This is a genomic window from Enterococcus sp. AZ194 (assembly GCF_051713825.1).
GTDB lineage: Bacteria > Bacillota > Bacilli > Lactobacillales > Enterococcaceae > Enterococcus_K.
In genome coordinates, this window is the sequence record NZ_JBIOQR010000001.1 from 1,322,000 (window position 1) to 1,341,553 (window position 19,554).

The 19,554-nt window shown below is 38.5% G+C and carries 24 protein-coding genes; 19 read left to right on the forward strand and 5 right to left on the reverse strand.

Annotated elements, in window-relative coordinates; all coding sequences use genetic code 11:
* Window positions 1-53: 53 nt before the first annotated feature.
* Complete coding sequence (locus tag IGI37_RS06335) at window positions 54-755, reverse strand: hypothetical protein (RefSeq protein WP_438760593.1); 702 nt, start codon at window positions 753-755, stop codon at window positions 54-56.
* Between the two features lie 331 nt (window positions 756-1,086).
* Between IGI37_RS06335 and IGI37_RS06340 the strand changes: the two genes are divergently transcribed.
* The 8 genes from IGI37_RS06340 (at window position 1,087) to IGI37_RS06375 (ending at window position 6,393) form a co-directional block, all read left to right on the forward strand.
* The gene (locus IGI37_RS06340; protein WP_438760594.1) at window positions 1,087-1,755 is read left to right on the forward strand and encodes an aspartate/glutamate racemase family protein; all 669 of its coding nucleotides are present in this window, start codon (window positions 1,087-1,089) and stop codon (window positions 1,753-1,755) included.
* Window positions 1,756-1,816: 61 nt separating this feature from the next.
* Window positions 1,817-2,332, forward strand: a complete 516-nt coding sequence (locus tag IGI37_RS06345) for a dihydrofolate reductase (RefSeq protein ID WP_438760596.1) — start codon at window positions 1,817-1,819, stop codon at window positions 2,330-2,332.
* Window positions 2,333-2,533: 201 nt separating this feature from the next.
* Window positions 2,534-3,094: a 5-formyltetrahydrofolate cyclo-ligase gene (locus IGI37_RS06350; protein WP_438760598.1), complete on the forward strand. Its 561-nt coding sequence runs from the start codon at window positions 2,534-2,536 to the stop codon at window positions 3,092-3,094.
* A complete protein-coding gene (locus IGI37_RS06355) occupies window positions 3,091-3,792 on the forward strand; it encodes a rhomboid family intramembrane serine protease (RefSeq protein WP_438760599.1) in 702 nt (233 codons plus the stop codon). The genes IGI37_RS06350 and IGI37_RS06355 overlap by 4 nt, the downstream gene beginning before the upstream one ends.
* Before the next feature lie 330 nt (window positions 3,793-4,122).
* Entirely contained in the window at window positions 4,123-4,335 is a 213-nt protein-coding gene (locus IGI37_RS06360; protein ID WP_438760601.1) for a YqgQ family protein, read from the forward strand.
* Window positions 4,335-5,300, forward strand: coding sequence for an ROK family glucokinase (locus IGI37_RS06365; protein ID WP_438760603.1), 966 nt, complete (start codon window positions 4,335-4,337; stop codon window positions 5,298-5,300). Before IGI37_RS06360 ends, IGI37_RS06365 begins: the two co-directional genes overlap by 1 nt.
* A 16-nt stretch (window positions 5,301-5,316) precedes the next feature.
* Entirely contained in the window at window positions 5,317-5,715 is a 399-nt protein-coding gene (locus tag IGI37_RS06370) for a rhodanese-like domain-containing protein (RefSeq protein WP_438760605.1), read from the forward strand.
* A gap of 285 nt (window positions 5,716-6,000) precedes the next feature.
* Window positions 6,001-6,393 carry a DUF488 domain-containing protein gene (locus IGI37_RS06375; RefSeq protein ID WP_438760607.1) on the forward strand — a complete coding sequence of 131 codons (393 nt, stop codon included), beginning with the start codon at window positions 6,001-6,003 and terminating at the stop codon, window positions 6,391-6,393.
* An 89-nt stretch (window positions 6,394-6,482) separates the two neighbouring features.
* On the opposite strand, the gene IGI37_RS06380 is transcribed toward IGI37_RS06375, so the two are convergent.
* Window positions 6,483-6,650: a DUF3042 family protein gene (locus IGI37_RS06380; RefSeq protein WP_438760609.1), complete on the reverse strand. Its 168-nt coding sequence runs from the start codon at window positions 6,648-6,650 to the stop codon at window positions 6,483-6,485.
* Between the two features lie 165 nt (window positions 6,651-6,815).
* Here IGI37_RS06380 and IGI37_RS06385 point away from each other — a divergent pair, with 165 nt between their 5' ends.
* The 8 genes from IGI37_RS06385 to tsaD all read left to right on the forward strand — a co-directional run bounded on the left by IGI37_RS06385 (window position 6,816) and on the right by tsaD (window position 14,521).
* Window positions 6,816-7,979: a galactokinase gene (locus tag IGI37_RS06385; RefSeq protein WP_438760611.1), complete on the forward strand. Its 1,164-nt coding sequence runs from the start codon at window positions 6,816-6,818 to the stop codon at window positions 7,977-7,979.
* A 45-nt stretch (window positions 7,980-8,024) separates the two neighbouring features.
* Complete coding sequence (gene galE, locus IGI37_RS06390) at window positions 8,025-9,014, forward strand: UDP-glucose 4-epimerase GalE (RefSeq protein ID WP_438760613.1); 990 nt, start codon at window positions 8,025-8,027, stop codon at window positions 9,012-9,014.
* A gap of 8 nt (window positions 9,015-9,022) precedes the next feature.
* Window positions 9,023-10,504, forward strand: coding sequence for a UDP-glucose--hexose-1-phosphate uridylyltransferase (galT, locus tag IGI37_RS06395; RefSeq protein ID WP_438763603.1), 1,482 nt, complete (start codon window positions 9,023-9,025; stop codon window positions 10,502-10,504).
* Between the two features lie 31 nt (window positions 10,505-10,535).
* Window positions 10,536-11,525 carry a LacI family DNA-binding transcriptional regulator gene (locus tag IGI37_RS06400; protein ID WP_438760615.1) on the forward strand — a complete coding sequence of 330 codons (990 nt, stop codon included), beginning with the start codon at window positions 10,536-10,538 and terminating at the stop codon, window positions 11,523-11,525.
* 250 nt (window positions 11,526-11,775) lie between these two features.
* Window positions 11,776-12,498 carry a tRNA (adenosine(37)-N6)-threonylcarbamoyltransferase complex dimerization subunit type 1 TsaB gene (gene tsaB, locus IGI37_RS06405; RefSeq protein ID WP_438763604.1) on the forward strand — a complete coding sequence of 241 codons (723 nt, stop codon included), beginning with the start codon at window positions 11,776-11,778 and terminating at the stop codon, window positions 12,496-12,498.
* Window positions 12,482-13,033: a ribosomal protein S18-alanine N-acetyltransferase gene (gene rimI, locus IGI37_RS06410; protein ID WP_438760617.1), complete on the forward strand. Its 552-nt coding sequence runs from the start codon at window positions 12,482-12,484 to the stop codon at window positions 13,031-13,033. The genes tsaB and rimI (IGI37_RS06410) overlap by 17 nt, the downstream gene beginning before the upstream one ends.
* On the forward strand, window positions 13,030-13,494 hold the full coding sequence (rimI, locus tag IGI37_RS06415; RefSeq protein WP_438760619.1) for a ribosomal protein S18-alanine N-acetyltransferase: 465 nt from the start codon (window positions 13,030-13,032) through the stop codon (window positions 13,492-13,494). The genes rimI (IGI37_RS06410) and rimI (IGI37_RS06415) overlap by 4 nt, the downstream gene beginning before the upstream one ends.
* 1 nt (window position 13,495) lies before the next feature.
* Window positions 13,496-14,521 (forward strand): tRNA (adenosine(37)-N6)-threonylcarbamoyltransferase complex transferase subunit TsaD, encoded by a 1,026-nt coding sequence (tsaD, locus tag IGI37_RS06420; protein WP_438760621.1) that lies wholly within the window; start codon window positions 13,496-13,498, stop codon window positions 14,519-14,521.
* Window positions 14,522-14,694: 173 nt separating this feature from the next.
* Here tsaD and tnpC read toward each other — a convergent pair whose 3' ends face one another.
* The 3 genes from tnpC to IGI37_RS06435 form a co-directional block, all read right to left on the reverse strand.
* On the reverse strand, window positions 14,695-16,287 hold the full coding sequence (gene tnpC, locus IGI37_RS06425) for an IS66 family transposase (RefSeq protein ID WP_438763605.1): 1,593 nt from the start codon (window positions 16,285-16,287) through the stop codon (window positions 14,695-14,697).
* A 117-nt stretch (window positions 16,288-16,404) separates the two neighbouring features.
* Window positions 16,405-16,758, reverse strand: a complete 354-nt coding sequence (tnpB, locus tag IGI37_RS06430; RefSeq protein ID WP_438759491.1) for an IS66 family insertion sequence element accessory protein TnpB — start codon at window positions 16,756-16,758, stop codon at window positions 16,405-16,407.
* A 1-nt stretch (window position 16,759) separates the two neighbouring features.
* Entirely contained in the window at window positions 16,760-16,942 is a 183-nt protein-coding gene (locus tag IGI37_RS06435; protein WP_438760623.1) for a hypothetical protein, read from the reverse strand.
* Between the two features lie 186 nt (window positions 16,943-17,128).
* On the opposite strand from IGI37_RS06435, the gene IGI37_RS06440 reads away from it, so the two are divergent.
* From IGI37_RS06440 to IGI37_RS06450, 3 genes are all read left to right on the forward strand, one after another.
* Complete coding sequence (locus tag IGI37_RS06440) at window positions 17,129-17,812, forward strand: helix-turn-helix domain-containing protein (RefSeq protein ID WP_438760625.1); 684 nt, start codon at window positions 17,129-17,131, stop codon at window positions 17,810-17,812.
* Window positions 17,803-18,711 (forward strand): IS3 family transposase, encoded by a 909-nt coding sequence (locus tag IGI37_RS06445; RefSeq protein WP_438760627.1) that lies wholly within the window; start codon window positions 17,803-17,805, stop codon window positions 18,709-18,711. Before IGI37_RS06440 ends, IGI37_RS06445 begins: the two co-directional genes overlap by 10 nt.
* A gap of 403 nt (window positions 18,712-19,114) precedes the next feature.
* Entirely contained in the window at window positions 19,115-19,468 is a 354-nt protein-coding gene (locus IGI37_RS06450; protein ID WP_438760629.1) for a bacteriocin, read from the forward strand.
* The last annotated feature ends 86 nt before the right edge of the window (window positions 19,469-19,554 follow it).

The following is a 19,554-nucleotide window of genomic DNA, read 5'->3' on the forward strand; positions in this document are numbered from 1 at the left end:
AGAAAAACCCTAGTGGGATGCCTCGCTGAATTTGAAAAAGTGGAAGCAGTTTGTTAGTTAATTATCACTAGAACATCTATTAATTCTTTGATGTCTTCAGGGTTATTTGTTGGAATTGAGACTTGTTTGGTGCTATTTAAAATTTTGTTTGATTCTTCATTGGTATCATTTTTCCCTTGAAAGTGACTAGGAACGGGGTACTGAGTGATTGTTCCGTCATGATTACTTGAATAAACAATTAGGCTTTGATACCCATATTTACCAAAAAGCGTGACAGTTTCCTCGGGATAGACAGCGCTGTTCGTTTCATAAGGATTGATAGCTGAGCCAGCTGGGTTATGGCGGACTTGTAACTCAAACTCAGAGTTCTTCAAGGCTTCTTTATAGGAAGTCCCCATTGTCGCTAACCAGACCCTAGCGTATTCTATTTGTAAATCAGAGTAGCCAGCTAAAGGATCTGTTTCTTCACTTGATGGTAGAGATTGACTGGTTGCTGATGGAACGGTTGGGCTAGAGGATTGATGAGTTGCTTGTTCAGTAGCTTCCTTGTTTGTTGTAGTTGAGCTTTCGCTAGAGGCAGTGCTTTGTTTTAGAGTCGTTTGTGAAGAGGTTGACAGATTCTGAACAGGAACACTAGACTGGCTACTGTTAGCTGTCGGTTGATTTTTACAAGCAGTTAAAACCAAAAAAAGGGGATAAGTAATAAAAGAGACTTTCTCAAAAGAATCACTCCATATCATATAAGTTACGTTCATTGTACACCAATTTTTTTTGAATATCGATGGGTAATGAGAAGAGAATAATAAGTGAGTTTTTGTTAACTAGCCTTTTTTTGCCAAAAATAGTATGATAAAACCAATATTAATAAGGAAATCAAAAGAAAGGCCTTATTTTATGAAAGCAGAACGCTCTTTTTGCTGTTTATCAAAGGCAAACGAAGCAAATAGAGGGATGATTTTTGGTCGAATCATGGTATTCGCTAGTTTAGTTAATTTATCGATTAAAGAACGACTTTTCCCCATTATACTAAGAATTGCACGGACCAAAAATTAAGTGAATCACTGATGAATGATATGGAGGTGTGAAATGACAAAAAAAATAGCAGTAATTGCTGGAACCCGCGTGGATACAGAACAAGGTAAACAGTTACTGGAAAAACATTTTTCAAATGAACTAGTTTCGTATCCCGTTTCGAAGTCCCCTGAGGAACAAACCTATTTTCAAACGATGGATAGTAAACAACGCTTTTTGATTATCGAAGCGATGATTAAACGCCTGATTTTGGAAGAGCAAGTGGCTATCTTTTTTATTTATTGTAACTCTTTGAGCGCAAGTGTTGATTTTGATGCTTTGGCCACAAAATATCAGGTGCCCATCCTTACACCGTTTGTTTTCTATAAAGAGGTTGCAAGAAAGTATTCGCGCATTGGTGTCTTAAGTGCAAATGCGCAAGGGGCAGCGGGAATCGAGCGTGTAATTGTCCAAGCAAATAGTCAATCGAGAGTTTATGCTATTTCAAATCTTGATTGGGTAGATAGTGTCGAAAAACAAATTCCTCTAGTTGAGTTTGGAGAAACGCAAGGAGTGCAAGAATCAATTCAGTTTTTTGAGAAAAACCAAGTCGAACGGATTATCTTTGGTTGCACACACTTCCCTTATTTTTTTGAGGAGTATCAACGGCGTTCAACGATTAAGTGTCTTAACGCAGATAGTTATTTAATTGAAAAAATTTACGACTTATTATCGTGCAAATAAGTAGAGGTGTGCTATCGATAATCATTTTTAAGGTCTCTATACATAGAAAGGGTGTAAATATATGTTTTTATCAGTGTGGGCACAGGACAAAAACGGCTTAATCGGTAAAGATGGATTGTTACCTTGGCGATTACCTAATGATATGAAATTTTTCCAATCACATACGCTGAACTCGATTGTTGCGATGGGTAGAAAAACCTATGAGGGCATGGATTATCGAAGTGAAAAATATCGCCACATTCTTGTTTTGACACAACAGAAAGGGCTCACGGTTCAAGCAAATGCTGAAGTAATTTCCTCTATTAGTGAATTAGTTGAATACGAAAAACAAGTGGATGAGGATATCTATATTTCAGGTGGAACACGTATTTTTAAAGAAATGCTTCCCTATACTTCAGTGATTTGGCGAACATTGATTGATGCAGAGTTTTCTGGTGATACCTATATTGGAGAAATCGATTTTTCTGAGTTTGAGTTGGTCGAAGAAATAGAAGGGCTTGTCGATGAGGTCAATCACTACCCGCATGTCTTTCAAAAATGGGTTAGAAAAGCTGAGTTTCCTATAAGGACGGTCTAAATTGATTGGTTGATAGTATCGGATAATCGACAGACTATAAATAAGTTATACGTTCATTTATTAGTAAGAGTGCCACTTTATTTTGACTGTTAAAAGGGCTCTTTTTTAGTGAAGGAAGTATGACTTTTATATGAATTCCTTTGAGAAAGATTGCCATTTTCTTTATTTTTCGATACCATTCAATAAGGGAGTGGAGTATGTATGGATAAAAAAGCATTTAGAAAAAAGAGCATCCAGCTATTACAAGAATTAAACAATTTTCCTGAATTGAAAAAAAAGAGAGAACAAGTGATTCTGTCAGAGTTTTTTACAAGTGAATTGTGGCAATCCGCGCATTCTGTAGCAGCGATTATTTCTCTTGGGTTCGAATTTGAAACCTCTGAAATTTTTTTGCGTGGATGGCAAGAAGGCAAACGAATGGCTTCACCAAAGTCGTTTCCAAAAGGGAAGATGGTCTTTTATGAAACAACACCAGAGACAGACTACACAATCTCAACATTTGGCGTGAAAGAACCCATTCCTGAAACAGTCGTTTCTCCACAAGAACTTGATTTGATTATTGTTCCTGGCTTAGTTTTTTCAAAATCAGGCTATCGAATTGGTTTTGGTGGCGGTTATTATGATCGGTATTTAGCAAATTATAGCGGTCAAACATGCAGTCTCGTATTCAGTGAGCAGTTCCAAGAAGATTGGTCGGTCGACTCGTATGATATGCCAGTCAATCATCTGTTTACAGACGCTAACAAAGGAGCAGATAAATGAATTATCAACAACAAATGAAACTGAAACGCTGGCTGAACAAGCCTTTTTTAACCTATACATTTTTAGGCATTCAAACAATCATTTTCTTATTAATGTTTTTATCACCAACTCTGGATAGATGGTTTTATGTCAATGGGACGATGTTTGGACCTAGTGTCGCGTTTAATCACGAGTATTGGCGGTTTGTTACGCCAATATTTATCCATTTTGGTCTTTCCCACTATGCTTTAAACTCGGTGGTTTTATATTTTATGGGCTCGCAGATTGAGGCAATCTATGGGCACGGTCGCTTTTTTGTGATTTATATATTAAGTGGGGTTATGGGCAATCTAGCAAGTTTTGCTTTAAACGGGGAAGGGATAATTGCTGCAGGATCAAGTACAGCATTGTTTGGAATGTTTGGGGCATTTTTGATTCTAGGTATTCATTTTAAAGATAACCCAACAATTCAAGGAATGACTCGTCAATTTGTCCTGTTTGTGGGGATGAGTTTATTGTTTGGTGTATTCGATCGAACAATCGATATTTGGGGGCATGTTGGTGGGATTATTGGTGGCTTATTGTTAGGTAGTGTTGTCTCTCTTGCCCAACATAAAGAACGTTACTCCATTCATGAGCGAATTATTGCTGGAGGTGTTTTTATCTTCCTAGTAGCTGTTTTCTTCATGATGGGGATTAGGAAATATGGGTTTCTTTAAGAGTGATAAGAAGCGGGGAAACTTATTTTATACATGATACACGTAGTCGTAAGTCTGGAATATTGGCACATTTTGCTGATTTGGTTCCAGACTTTTTTATTTGAAAATACGGTGGAAGAGTGATTTTTACAAAAACAGAAAAGAGAATACGTTTATAGAAGCTATTTTTGAGTTATCTAAAGCAAAAATAGAGATTATTTGTTATACTGGAACTTGTAGTTTTTATTTTTTCTTAGAATCTAAATAAACGATTGAAAGAGAAGAAAAGAGTCGAAATAGCATTGTAAAAGATAGGGCTGGTCTTGTATAATATTCAAGGAAGTGCAAAAGATGGAAAGCTTATATGATGTACAACAACTATTTAAACAATTTGGCATCTACGTTTATGTGGGCGCAAGGATTTATGATATTGAATTGATGACAATCGAGCTGAGAAATCTGTATGAAGGTCGCTTGATTGATAAAGATACGTATCTAACTGCTTGGCGGATTTTAAAGCGAGAACACCACATTGAAGAAAGCCGACAGAAAGGAAAATACTAATGGATAAAAAGATTATTGGAATTGATTTAGGTGGAACAACAGCAAAATTTGCAATTTTAACAACAGCTGGTGAGATTCAACAAAAATGGAGTATTGATACAAATATTTTAGATGAAGGTAGCCATATTGTACCAGAGATTGTGGAATCAATTAACCACCGTTTGGCTCTTTACAACATGACGAGTGAAGATTTTATTGGTATTGGTATGGGAACGCCAGGAAGTGTCGACCAAGAAAAAGGCACCGTCATTGGGGCCTATAACCTTAACTGGTCAACTTTACAGCCAGTTAGAGAATTAATTGAAAAAGGCACAAAAATTCCTTTTGCTCTTGATAATGATGCTAATGTGGCGGCATTAGGTGAGCGCTGGAAAGGTGCTGGAGAAAATGATCCAGATGTTGTGTTTATTACTTTAGGGACAGGCGTTGGCGGTGGAATCGTCGCTGAAGGAAACCTTCTCCATGGAACAGCAGGTTGTGCTGGTGAGGTGGGCCACATAACAGTAGATCCAAACGGCTTTGAATGCACGTGTGGTAAACGCGGCTGTCTAGAAACAGTTTCTAGTGCGACAGGTGTTGTTCGTGTAGCTCGTCACCTGTCTGAAGAATATGTGGGTGATTCTAAGATTAAAGAATTGTTAGATGCTGGTGAAGAGGTTTCAAGTAAAGATATCTTTGAATATGCACAAGCCGAAGATCCATTTGCGCTAATGGTTGTTGATAAAGTTTGTTTCTATTTAGGGTTAGCTTGTGGGAACTTAGGAAACACATTAAATCCTTCTAGTATCGTATTAGGTGGTGGTGTTTCAGCGGCTGGGGAATTCTTACGTTCACGCGTTGAAAAATATTTTAATGAATTTACTTTCCCTCAAGTTAGAAACAGTACGAAAATTAAATTGGCAGAATTAGGAAATGAAGCTGGTGTTATTGGTGCTGCTTCACTTGCTTTACAACTCGACAAATAGAAAGGTTTGAAACTCAATGTCTCTATGGTTAGTAAATATCGTATTAATAGCAATCATTCTTGTGATTGCTGGATATGAACTTTATATCCGCATCATGGGAAAGCGCTCCGCTAAAACACTCACAGAAGAGGAATTTCGTGAAGGTATGCGTAAAGCGCAAATTATCGACGTGCGAGAAAAAGATATGTTTGATGCAGGGCATGTTCTGGGTGCAAGGAATATCCCTTATAGCGTTTTAAAACAGTCTTACGGTTCAATTCGTAAAGATCAGCCGGTGTATCTCTATGATCAAAAGAAAAGCATGAGTATTCGTGCTGCTTCAAAACTACGCAAACAAGGATATAAAGAAATTTATCTTCTCAAAGGCGGTTATGATGGCTGGACAGGGAAAATTAAAAAGAAAACAACTTATTAAGTAAGGTTGAAGCAAAAGCGCTCAGTTTATTTGTGAAGGAGCTGCTTTCATTTTCACCCTATAATAAGAGAGTGGGATGTAACTATTTTAAGTTATGTTCTACTCTTTTTTTACTAATTAAAATGAACACCTGAAGTTGAATAGGGATTTATGCACCAACGCAAGAGCCGATTATGTTTGATTGGAAAAGTAGTCCCTCGGGAAAAAGAGGCAAGAATTTTTGCACAAATATAACAAAATGCGTAGTATAGAGATAGAGGGAAATTAATTGGGAGGGGGATTGGCATGATACAAGTAAAGCGAGTGTATGAACAAGTGTCCGATCAAGATGGCTATCGCGTATTGGTGGATCGCTTGTGGCCTAGAGGAATTTCAAAAGAGCACGCTAAGCTAGATGAATGGTTAAAAGAAGTGGCTCCAAGTAATGAGTTGCGCAAGTGGTTTCATCACGAACCAGAAAAGTTTCCTTTATTTAAAGAAAAATATGCTCTTGAGTTAACAACCGGCATACAAAAAGAGGCCTTTAATCAATTGAAGAAAATTGTGGAAACAAATTCCACTGTAACGCTAGTTTATGGAGCGAAGGATACGGTAGATAATCAAGCAGTCTGTTTAAAAAAATGGTTAGAGGAAATAAAGGAAAAAGGCGGTGCAGTTCAGAGTGAGCCAATTAAATAAATAAAGCACAAAGCCTTCTTCTAAAACACAGGAAAACAGCCCTGACTTGCTCAAGACATGAGTTAGTAAGGGCTGTTTGTTCGTAGCAATTAGCGAGTGATACGTTTTCTCATTGCTTTTTTGCGATTTTCTTCTATCATTGCTTCTTTTTCTTCGATTGGATCAATAATAATTTTTTTAGCAGCTACTACAGTACCAGCAATTGCTGCCATAGTTGCTACGCTTCCGACAAGAAGACCAGATACGAATTTTTTCATAGGAAACACCTCTTTATTCTAAATATTATTCTACCTTTATATTATCGCTGATAACACTGAAAAAAACCAGTAGAAAGATTAGTTGTAATCGGTTTATTTTTTTGTTGAATAATTTTAGTAAATGTTTTATAATAAATTTACTAAATAAAAATGAGAGGTGTTCGTATGTTAAAAGAATTGCAAAAAGAGTTTCAACAAGTGTTTGATGGAGAAAAAGCAGCTGGCGAGTATTTTGCACCAGGAAGAATTAATTTGATTGGAGAGCACACAGATTATAACGGGGGCTATGTTTTTCCAGCGTCAATCACCATTGGAACTTACGGATTGGCTAGAAAAAGAGCAGATAAAATAATTAGAATGTATTCAAAAAACTTTGAGCAATTAGGTCGAATTGAATTTTCATTAGAAGATCTTTCTTATAAGAAAGAAGACGATTGGACGAACTATCCTAAGGGTGTGATTGCTTATTTACTCGAAGAGGGTTATGAAATTTCTTCAGGATTAGATATCTTTGTTTACGGAACTATTCCAAACGGTGCAGGTCTTTCTTCATCAGCTTCGATTGAGCTTTTGACAGGAGTGATTGTTAGAGACTTGTTTGATTTATCAATTGAGATGTTAGATTTAGTCAAATTAGGGAAACGAGTTGAAAATCAGTTTATCGGTGTGAATTCAGGAATTATGGATCAATTTGCTATAGGAATGGGTAAAAAAGACCATGCCCTATTGTTGGATACGAATACCCTTTCTTATGAAGTGGTACCAGCCGCGTTTGGTGAGTATGTGGTCGCCATCATGAATACCAATAAACGTCGTGAATTGGCAGACTCAAAATACAATGAACGTCGTGGTGAATGTGAAGAAGCACTTCGCCGTTTGCAAACAAAATTACCAATCCAAAGTCTTGGAGAATTGGACGAAGAAACGTTTTATGCAAATACTGATTTAATTGGTGATGAAACATTAATCCGTCGTGCGAAACATGCAGTTACTGAAAATCAACGGACGCTAAAAGCAAAAGTCGCTTTACAAGCCAATGATTTAGCTACGTTTGGTCAGTTATTAAATGCTTCTCATCAGTCATTGAAGGACGATTATGAAGTGACCGGAATTGAGTTAGATACACTAGTTGCAGCAGCGCAAGCACAACCAGGTGTTTTGGGTGCTAGAATGACGGGTGCTGGTTTTGGCGGGTGTGGAATTGCTCTTGTCAAGGAAGCTGTGTTACCAGACTTCATTCAAACAGTTGGTGAGATTTATAAAGAAAAAATTGGCTACGCTGCTGACTTTTATAAAGCAAGCATTGATGATGGTGCGAGAAAGCTGTAAGATAGTAAAGAAAGTATTTTACTTACAAAGGAGACGAAATAAATTATGTCAATTTTAGTTCTAGGCGGAGCCGGTTATATCGGTTCACATGCTGTTAATCAATTAGTATCAAAAGGCTATGAGGTAGTCGTTATCGATAATTTACTCACTGGTCACAAACAAGCCATCCATCCAGATGCTCGTTTTTACGAAGGGGACGTGAGAGATAAAACATTCGTTCAAAGTGTTTTCCAAAAAGAAACCATTGAAGGTGTTATTCACTTTGCAGCAAGCTCTTTAGTAGGAGAATCAGTTGAGAAGCCTCTAAAATATTTCAATAATAATGTTTATGGTATGCAAATTCTTCTTGAAGTTATGGAAGAGTTTGATGTCAAAAACATTGTCTTTTCTTCAACTGCGGCAACTTATGGTGAACCTGAGGAAACACCGATTCGTGAAACAACACCAACAAATCCAAAAAATCCTTACGGGGAAAGCAAGTTAATGATGGAAAAAATGATGAAGTGGTGTGACAACGCATATGGCATGCGTTACGTAGCTTTACGTTATTTTAATGTGGCTGGAGCAAAAGCTGATTCATCAATTGGAGAAGACCACGATCCAGAAACACATTTGGTACCAATTATTTTACAAGTAGCTTTAGGGCAACGTGAAGCATTATCTATCTTTGGTGAAGATTATGATACGCCAGATGGTACATGTATTCGTGACTATGTCCATGTTGAAGATTTGATTGCAGCTCACATTCTAGCACTAGAATATTTAAAAGCTGGTAACGAAAGTAATGTCTTTAACTTGGGTAGTAACAACGGCTATTCAGTAAAAGAAATGTTAGAAGCTGCGCGCGAAGTAACAGGCAAAGAAATTCCGGCAAAAGTGGCACCGCGCCGTGCAGGAGATCCAGGTACGTTAGTTGCTGCTAGTGAAAAAGCAAAATCTGTTTTAGGCTGGGCTCCACAATATACTTCTGTAAAAGATATTATTAAAACTGCTTGGGACTGGCATGTGAGCCATCCAAACGGGTATGAAGACTAGGAGGTTTACTGGTGATCAGTCAAACAATTTATGAGTTTACTACTTTAGCCATTGCCTCTGGTGGTTGGATGGAAATGGACCGAATTTATTTACAAAACCGAGTGGCTGCGCTAATCGGTGAAGAAGCTTTAGCGCCAGTTTCCGCAGAAAAACACGCACGTCCTTCTTTAGAGTTGTTGGATGAATTGATTAAAAAGGCGAAAGAGAATCAAGTAATCACTGATAATCAAGCGGAGGTAGAGATTTTAGAAGCCCAATTGATGGACTTTTTAACGCCACCACCTTCAGTTGTTAATGCCTTTTTTGCGCAACATTATTCAAAAAGTCCGCAAGAAGCGACCAATTATTTTTATGAGTTGAGCAAAGCGAATGACTATATTAAGACGCGAGCAATCGCTAAAAATATTATTTTTCCTGTTGGAACAGAATATGGTGAGTTAGAAATTACCATTAATCTGTCAAAACCAGAAAAGGATCCTAAACAAATTGCAGCTGAACGAAACGCAGCTAAGGTTGACTATCCAAAGTGTATGCTTTGTATGGAAAATGAAGGCTACAAGGGTCGTTTAAACTATCCCGCACGAACCAATCATCGCATCATTCGGATGAATTTGGACGGGGAAAGCTGGGGGTTCCAATATTCGCCCTATGCTTATTACAATGAGCATTCAATTATTCTATCAGAAGAGCATCGCCCAATGAAAATTTCGAAAACAACATTTGCCCGTTTGTTACGAATTATCGAGGTCTTACCACATTATTTTGTGGGCTCAAATGCTGATTTGCCAATTGTTGGCGGCTCTATTTTATCGCATGACCACTATCAAGCAGGAGCCCATGAGTTTCCAATGGCAAAAGCCGAGATGGCGGCTGAATTTACCTTAAAAAAATTCCCGGCAGTTCGTGCAGGAATTGTAAAGTGGCCGATGTCAGTCATTCGTTTGCAGGCAACAGAACAAACGGAATTAGTGGAGGCTGCTACAGAAATTTTTGAGAAATGGCAAACCTATTCAGATGAGTCTGTTGAAGTTTCTGCTTTTTCAGCAGATGGTACGCCTCATCACACAATTACACCAATTGCTCGTCGAAACAAAGATTTATTTGAACTTGATTTAGTTTTAAGAGATAATAATGTATCAGAAGAACATCCAGATGGAATTTTCCATCCACATAAAGATGTGCAGCATATTAAAAAAGAAAATATTGGCTTAATTGAAGTAATGGGCTTAGCTGTCTTACCGCCACGATTAGAAAAAGAATTAATTGAAGTGGAGCGTTACTTAGTCGATGAAGATAACCAGCTTGCTGAGTATCATCGCGAGTGGGCTGATGGCTTAAAACAAAAAAAATCGGTCAATAAAGAAACGGTCAAACAAGTTGTTCAAGAAGCGGTCGGAAGAGTTTTTGAACGAGTACTTTTAGATGCGGGAGTCTTTAAACGGACAAAAGAAGGTCAAGAAGCTTTCCAACGTTTTATAGAGACACTATAAGAAAAATTTGTTATATAAATGGAGGAGAAACATGGCTACCATTAAAGATATTGCAGAACTGGCAGGTGTTTCTCCTGCAACAGTTTCACGAGTATTAAATTACGATACTGAGCTTTCTGTCGGTCATGACACCAAAAAGAAAATTTTTGAAGTGGCTGAGGAGTTAAACTACACCAAACATAAAAAAAATCAACGGCATGAAAAGTCTCAAATTCGTTTGATTCAATGGTACAACGAAGTCGAGGAGTTAGATGATTTATATTATCTATCTATTCGTTTAGGGATTGAAAAAAAAGCAGAAGAGCTTGGCATTCGTTTGTTGAAAGAAGTTCTATCTGAGATTAGCGAAGAGGTAGTTGATGGAACGATTGCTTTGGGGAAATTTGATTCAGAACAAGTGGCTTTGTTGGCGCGTAGTCAAGAAAATCTACTGTTTGTCGACTTTGATGCGATGAAACAAGGGGTCAATTCACTCGTGGTTGATTTTCATCAAAGTGTGCAAGATGTCGTCGACTATTTTCTTACCTCTGGATATAATAAAATTGGCATTTTGACTGGGAATGAATATACTAAGCCAACGAATCAACTTATTCCGGATGTTCGTTTGTCGACGTTTAGAGAATTATTGACTCAAAATAATCTTTTTCAACCAGACTGGGTGATTCAAGCTGATTTTTCTGTGGACGCAGGGTACAAGGCGATGAAGACTTATCTTGTTGAGCACGCGGCGAATCTTCCAGAAGCTCTATTTGCGTCGAATGATGCGTTGGCGATTGGGGCGTTACGTGCCTTACAAGAAGCCGGTGTTTCAGTTCCTGAACAGGTGGCAGTCGTTGGCTTTAACGATAGTAGTGTCGCAAAATATGTGAGTCCTCCGTTGACAACAGTTAAGGTTTACACCGAATGGATGGGTGAATTAGCCGTTGACACAATTCTTTCTTTAAGTAAAGATAAATCCCCCGTGCCAAGGAAAATCACGGTTGGAACTGAGTTAATCCTGAGAGAATCTACGAGGAAATGAACAAAACTAAACGAATATGATTCGTTTGTAAATAAAGTGACGCTGAATGTCCATTCAAGAATCAGTTAAGAAGTGAAAACTTTTTGGTTGATTCTTTTTTTGTTATTTTTTGACTATTTTTCATCATTTACTGCGTATCTATTTATTGAAGAGTCTTGCTCTATAAATGTTGGTGATAAAGTAATATTAAGTTTGAAAGAAATATGCTACAATGAGTGCATTATTATTGTAAAAAGGAAAGGGATTTTTGATGATTATACTTGCTATTGATACCTCAAATCAAACTTTGGCGATTGGGCTATTGGAGGATGGAAGGGTATTGGGTCAAATGCAAACGACTGTAAAAAAAAATCATAGTTTAACCTTGATGCCTGCGATTGACTCGTTAATGAAGTCTGCAGAAAAAAAGCCCTCTGATATTGATCGAATCGTGGTTGCTCAAGGGCCTGGATCTTATACAGGCTTACGAATTGGCGTGACTACTGCAAAGACCTTAGCTTATACGCTAAAAAAAGAATTGGTGGGCGTCTCTAGCCTCGCGACCCTTGCAGCGAATTGTTTGAATATAAAGGGGCGAATTGTCCCTATTTTTGATGCACGTCGAAAAAATGTCTACACTGGGGTGTATCGCTGGGAAAACAATCAGTTAGTTTGCGTACGAGAAGATAGTCATATCTCTTTTGACCATTTAATAGAAGAGTTATCAAACTCAGAAGAGTCTATTTATTTTGTAGGTACAGACGTGGCTAATTTTGTCGAAGAGATTAACGAAAGATTGCCTCACGCTCAAATAAATACACATGCTTTATGGTCGGTTCCAAACGGCATTACTTTAGCGGAGTTGGGAGAAACAGTCCCCCCTACGGGTGACATCCAAGGATTTCTACCAGCCTATCTTAAACGTGTCGAAGCGGAGGAAAAATGGTTAGAAACACATGAACCAGGAGATGAAGCGTATGTTGAAAAAGTTTAAACTCCTCTTTCAACGAGTTCTTTATCCACTTCGTAAAAAAAGAGTCTACCCACAAAAAGAAATGACAATAGATGAGAGTCGGTTTTTGATTCGAGAAACCGAGCTAGAAGATATCAAGGCGTTATTGGCAGTTGAAAGAAAAGTCTACGGTGAACAGCTACCATGGACAAAAAGTGCCTTTTTGACGGAATTAACTTCAGCCATTCCGCATCTTTATTTATCAGTCACTAGTGAGTTACAACTAGTCGGGTTTATTGGAGGCCGAATTGTCGGGAACGACTGTCATCTAACCAATATTGCGGTTGACCCTGAATATCAAGGTCGAGGAATTGGTGGGAAATTGATTGACGAACTTGTCAAATTTGCTATAATAAATCGCTGTGAAACACTTTCTTTGGAAGTGCGTATGAGTAATAAGGATGCGCAGCGATTGTATCGTAGGAAAGGGTTTGTCTCCAGAGCAGTAAAGCCAGCCTATTATGATGAAACAAACGAAGATGCGCTGGATATGATAAAAATAATAGAAGAAGAGTGAATGTGGTGTTTTATAAAAAAAATGATTTTCCAACAACCAAGTTGGCGACTCGTTTATGGACGATTTGTGAAGACGCGTATGAACATGGTTCGCCATGGAGTTTCCAGCAGTTTGAGGCTGATTTGAATCAACAGCAGTCTTACTATGTTGTTTTGGAAGAAGACCAACAAATTATTGGTTTTGTTGGCTGCAATTTGGTCCTGGATGAGGCGGAGATTACAAATGTTGCTGTTTTGAAAAATGCACAGGGAAAAGGGTTTGCGCGAAAGTTATTGCATGAATTAATTGCCCAGTTAAAGGAACAAGATACTTTCCAAGTATTTTTAGAAGTGCGCTGTTCGAATACCGCAGCCCAAAATCTGTATAAGTCTGAAAAATTCCGTTCATTAGGAATTAGAAAATCATACTATCAGCATCCTTGTGAAGATGCCATGATTATGAGTGCGAAAGTGAGAGCTTAAATTGACAAACACAAGAGAATTAATTTTAGCCATTGAAAGTAGCTGTGATGAGACCAGTGTCGCAATTATTGCAGATGGCTCTCAAATATTAACAAACATTGTTGCTTCACAAATTAATAGTCACAAACGGTTTGGTGGCGTGGTGCCTGAAGTTGCTAGCCGGCATCATGTCGAACAAATCACGTTATGTATTGAAGATGCCTTGCAAGAAGCTAAAGTTACACCTGCTGAATTAACCGCGGTTGCTGTGACTTATGGTCCAGGTCTAGTTGGCTCATTACTCATTGGAATTTCGGCTGCTAAAGCATTTGCTTGGGCCCATCAATTACCTTTAATTCCTGTGAACCATATGGCTGGGCACATCTATGCGGCTCGTTTGGTGAAACCATTAGAATTTCCTTTGATGGCACTACTTGTTAGTGGGGGTCATACTGAGCTTGTCTACATGTCAGAAGACGGTTCCTTTGAAATTATTGGTGAGACACGAGATGATGCTGCTGGGGAGGCGTATGATAAAGTTGGGCGCGTGTTAGGTTTAACTTATCCAAGCGGAAAAGAAATCGATCAGCTAGCTCATTTGGGGGAAGATACATATCACTTTCCTCGCGCAATGATGAAAGAGGATAATTTTGATTTTAGTTTTAGTGGCTTGAAAAGCTCTTTCATCAATTTAGTGCATAATGCAGAACAACGAGAAGAAGTGTTGATTAAAGAAAATCTAGCAGCTAGTTTTCAAGCTAGCGTGATTGAGGTGCTTGTCGAAAAAACGATTCGTGCGTGCCAAACATATCCAGTTAAACAGTTGATTATGGCAGGTGGCGTGGCAGCAAATATCGGTTTGAAAACAGCAATGGAAGTAGCAATTTCTAAGAGATTGCCGGAAATCGAATTGATTGTACCGCCAATACGTTTATGCGGGGATAACGCGGCGATGATTGGAGCTGCTGCTCATGTTGAATTAAAGCTAGGGCATCTTTCATCTTATGAGTTAAACGCGAATCCAAGTCTTGTATTTCAAACCATGTAAGAATTGGCGCATTAAATGAAGTGAAATAAACTGTTTAAGAATTCTTAGGCGACCAAGATTTGGGCGACTAAGAATTTTTTTGTACGTTCAAAGAATCGGTTGGTAAGTGCCTAATAAAATAGTACCTACACGCCAAATAACCCAAGTCTTATACTAAGCTTAGGTTATTTGGTCTATTTGTAAGTGGTTGTACATAAAGCTTGAACGTCTGGTTTCCAAGGAAGTAAGGCATCTAACCCTTCATCTGATAGCGTCTCCATATTTGGCACGCGATCAAATAGGAATTCTATATACCGAATCGGGTCGAGACCATTAGTCACTGCCGTTCGATAGATACTCAAAATCACGCCTGATGTTCGTGCGCCTTCTAAACTACAGGAATGCATGTAATTTTTTCGCCCAATCACCAGCTCTTTTATGTGACGCTCGGCCAAATTATTACTTAATTCCAATCGTCCATCCTCAAAGATTCGCTCAAAACCGCTTCGTATCTTCCGTACATATTCAACGGCGTTCGCTAGCTTCGATTTGGGGACGGCAACGAACGTATCTAACCATTCATAAAAGTTATTCACTAATGGCTTCAGATAAGCTTGACGCTTATCAAAACGATCCTCAATGGTGACTTCCTTCCATTTACGTTCCAGCTCGAACCAGATGTCAAGCATTTTCACAGCGACAACTGCTGGCGTATGTTCGGCCTTACCATTTTTTGGAATGGCTTCAAAAAACTTTCGACGTGCGTGCGCAAGGCAATAGACGAGCTTCACATCCGTTACATAATTATACCCTGCATAGCCATCACAATGAAGATACCCCTTAAAGTCAGACAAAAACTCTTTCGGTACTGTCCCAGATTTAGACTCTGCATGATGGTAATAGGCAATAGGCTGTGCACTATGTTTCCCGGTTGAGAAGAGCCAGTAATAGGTTTTTGCTTTTTTACTCTGAATCACTTGATAGCTCGTCTCGTCTGCATGAAGAATCTCTTCTTGATTCAAATAATGTTTGAATCGTTCGGCAACCGGATCTAACGCATGATGACAAGCTTTGATATGCCAGTTTGTCATATTATCGCGTGAGATATCGAGTCCGAGTGTTTCTCGCCAATAAATTTCTTGGCGATTCGCTGGACTTTTTTGACCGAATTTTAGACGGATTGTTTCCGCAATAATACTGTTTGAGCCTAAACTATTTGGGACGACTGGTTTAGGAACAGGTGCCTTCTTATAGGAAGAAACATCTGCCTTTTCACATGCCTTACAACAATAAGTGTGTTGAATGTGAGCCAATCGATCCAACATTGCTTGATGGAATCGGACCTCTTCACGTAATTTTGTTGTACCGATATCAATCATTTGAGTACCACACTGTTCACAAGAACGTTCTTCTTGTGGAAGTTCATGGTGTATTTCAGTTAAAGGAAGGTGCGCGATTTTCTCAGCTTTTTGGCCACTCTTCCTTTTAGACTTTTTTTCAGGGGCCGGTTTTTCTTCTTTGGGTACGGTAAATATAGAGGCCTCTTCGAGTTCCTCTGTGAATAAATTTAATTGACCACTAACATCTGAGGAAATAGTTTCCTTTGAGCGCCCGAATTGGCGATTCATAAAGTAGTTGAGTTTTTCATTCAGTAGTTGAATTTCGGTGGTTAATGCTTGGTTGGTTTTCTTTAGAGAATCAATCGTTTCAGTCTGATTTTTTAAAAGTTCAAGTAAGACATTTACATCAATCTCAACGTTATTTGTTGAACTTACATCTGTCGATATATCCAAAAAAATCCACCACCATTCTATCTATTTTCCTTCCCTTTATTATACCATTTTTTAGAACAAAAAAACAGATAAAAACCGCATTAAATCAATGTTTATTACGGTTTTTATCTATTAGAATTGGCCTCTTTTCCCTGGCTTTATCGCCCTGGGTTGATCGATGTCCAACCCTTCAAATAACCAACGAATTTGTTGACTAGTTAGTTGTCGAACCTCTTCTTTTTTTCTAGGCCACTTGAGTCGGCCATCTTGAATCCTTTTATAACATAAGAGGAAGCCGTCACCATCCCAATACAAAATTTTGAAACGATCACATCGATTACCGCAAAAAAGGAAGAGGGCATCTGAATAAACATCTAGCTCGTACTCTTGTTGGATGAGACTCGCCAATCCGTCAATTCCACGACGAAGGTCTGTTTTCCCAGTGACGATATACAAGTTCTTTACTTTAGTGAAATCAAGAAGCACGTCATCTCAACTCCCTAAGCACTGCGGCAAGAATATAACTACTGATACCATTATAAAGATGTATTTCAGAGCCATCTTTTCTTTTTATTCGTGCAGCTAGCTTCGCACTCGCTACTTTCTGATTTTGTTTCTGGTCTGGCTGTGTATGAATCTGAATGGGTACAATTTCGTTTGTCTTGGTCAAACAAACACCTCCAATTTACTTGTTAAGCCAAGTATACTCGGAGGTGTTGCTTAATTATAGGTACCTAGTTATTAGGCACTTACATCGGTTGTTAGATTGAGGCTGAGATCTAATTTATAAAGTCGTGATATGCTACCCCTATACAGGACACTGAAACATAATAAGTCCAGTATGGGGGTATTTATTATGACTAAAAGATTGATGAAGCTAAAAGTAGAAGAGCGTGTGAAACTAGTAGAAAGCTGTCTAAACAATGAACTAAGTCTTTCAGAGGCAGCGAGAGAAGGAAATGTTTCTTTGCCTACCATTGTCAGATGGTTGAGACTTTATGAAAATGATGGAGTAACAGCCCTATTGACTGCGCCCAAGAATAGGCACTATTCAGTAGCGTTAAAATTATCCGCCACCATAGATTATCTCAATGGAAAAGGAAGTTACGAGGAATTAGCCAAAACATACAAACTTAGAAGTAGTAGCCAACTAAAAAAATGGGTAAAGGTGTATAATACTCATGGAACCTTCAAATCAGAAAGTGGTGGAAGTTACATGAGAAAAGCAAGAGAAACCTCGACAGAAGAACGTTTAACCATCGTCTTAGACTGTCTAACACAAAACAAAAATTATGGTGCAATGGCTTTGAAATACCAAGTTTCTTATCAACAAGTGAGAAATTGGGTCAAAAGATATGAGGAGAAAGGTGCTGCTGGATTAGAAGATCGCAGAGGTCGCCGGATTGGCACACAACCTAGTCGAACACCGGAAGAAGAATTACGAAACCGTCTCGCACAATCAGAAAGTAAAAACCGACAACTTCAAATGGAAAATGACTTGTTAAAAAAAGTAAGGGAATTAGAAAGGAAGTGGGAATAAGCTTTACCCGACACTTATTTGAGTATGAAGCTATCAAAAGCTTACACGAAGAGAAAAATTATCCAATTCAGCCAATGTGTCATTTCTTGCATGTTTCTCGTTCTGCCTACTATAAATGGTTGAAACATCCTGTAAGTCCCAGGGCCTATTTAAACACTGAGCTTGCCCAAGAAATCAGAAAAATATATGACGAACACCCTGACATGGGCTATCGTAGACTAGATGATGAAATTAGTACACGCTATCACCACAAGTTCAACGATAAAAGAATCTTGAGAATTTGCCGAGCTTTAGGGATTCAATCGACGATTAAACATTGGGCGAACAGTATCACACGTAGAGGTAAGAGACCTTACCACACGGCAAAAAATGAGTTAAACCGGGATTTTCATACCGACAAACCAAATGAAAAATGGTTGACTGATGTTTCTGAATTTAAGTATTACGTTGGTATGGACATACACAAAGTCTATCTTAGCGCTATTCTTGATTTGTATGATCGTCGCATCGTGTCCTTCGTTATTAGTGACCGTAACGATAATCCGTTGGTCATGAACACTTTTGATCAGGCAATTGCACTAGAACCTCATGCGCATCCTTTGATGCACAGTGACCGCGGCTTTCAGTACACTAGCCAACAATTTTGTGTACGTTTAAAAAATACAGGAATGAAGCAGAGTATGTCTCGCGTAGCCCATTGTATCGACAACGGACCAATGGAAGGATTCTGGGGCATGATGAAACGAGAAACGTATTACGGGCGGAAGTTCACCAACCGTGAAAGCCTAGTATCTATGATTTCTGATTATATAGATTACTACAACAACAGAAGATTACAGCGTAAATTATCTGTTATGACACCAATGGCTTATCATCAACACTATCTGGAGGTGGCTTAATCATCCTGGTCGTCTCATAAGTGAAATGGGCTTCGTTTCACTTGTGAGACGGACAGGCAAGTTAAGCGGTAGCGCGACTAGTCTTAGAAATAGAAATCAAAAAAGTCTGCCAAAAAAATGACAGACAATTGATAAGAATTTTATTATTTTTCACTGTCCACTTGACGGGGAGCACACCATCGTGTCCCAGCCTCATCTATGGCTTTTGTTTGTGCAGAGTAGATTTTTTTCTCCCATCATTCAAATTCGACTATTTTAAAAATCAAGAAGCGCAAATGTATTTTTATTGTAGTCAAGCTGGAATTTATTAGAAAACACACATTATTAGTAATAGAACAAAAAAGAAGCGTATGTTAATTATGTAAACGTTTACGAAACAAAAATTGGAAAGGTGATAAGATCGATGAAAAAATTATTAATTATGGTTGTTATGAGTTTAGGTTTAATTGGCGGAACAGCTGTCTTTGCAAATGAAATAGTTACGCAGGTACAAGGTGGAATGGAGGTGTTGGATGGAGCAACGCCAGCATATGAATCATCTGGGGTCGAACACAATCGTGGCTGGTGGAGACGCGGCCATGATTGGAATCGGAATATCTCTGAATACGAAGATTACAGTAAACAAGGACATGGCTCTTGTGAAAATGGAAATGGAACTTTTGATGAAGGTAAGTGGGTTCCTGCATATCAATGGTCCAAAGCATCAGTTGGCTGGACACTTTTAGGTGGCAATAAAGCTTACTATAATTATCGTTAACTGACAGGTAAGAAGTTATGGGCAGAAAAAAGCAAAGTAACAATTGTTTTTTTCTGCTTTCTTATAACACTCAATCACATGAATTA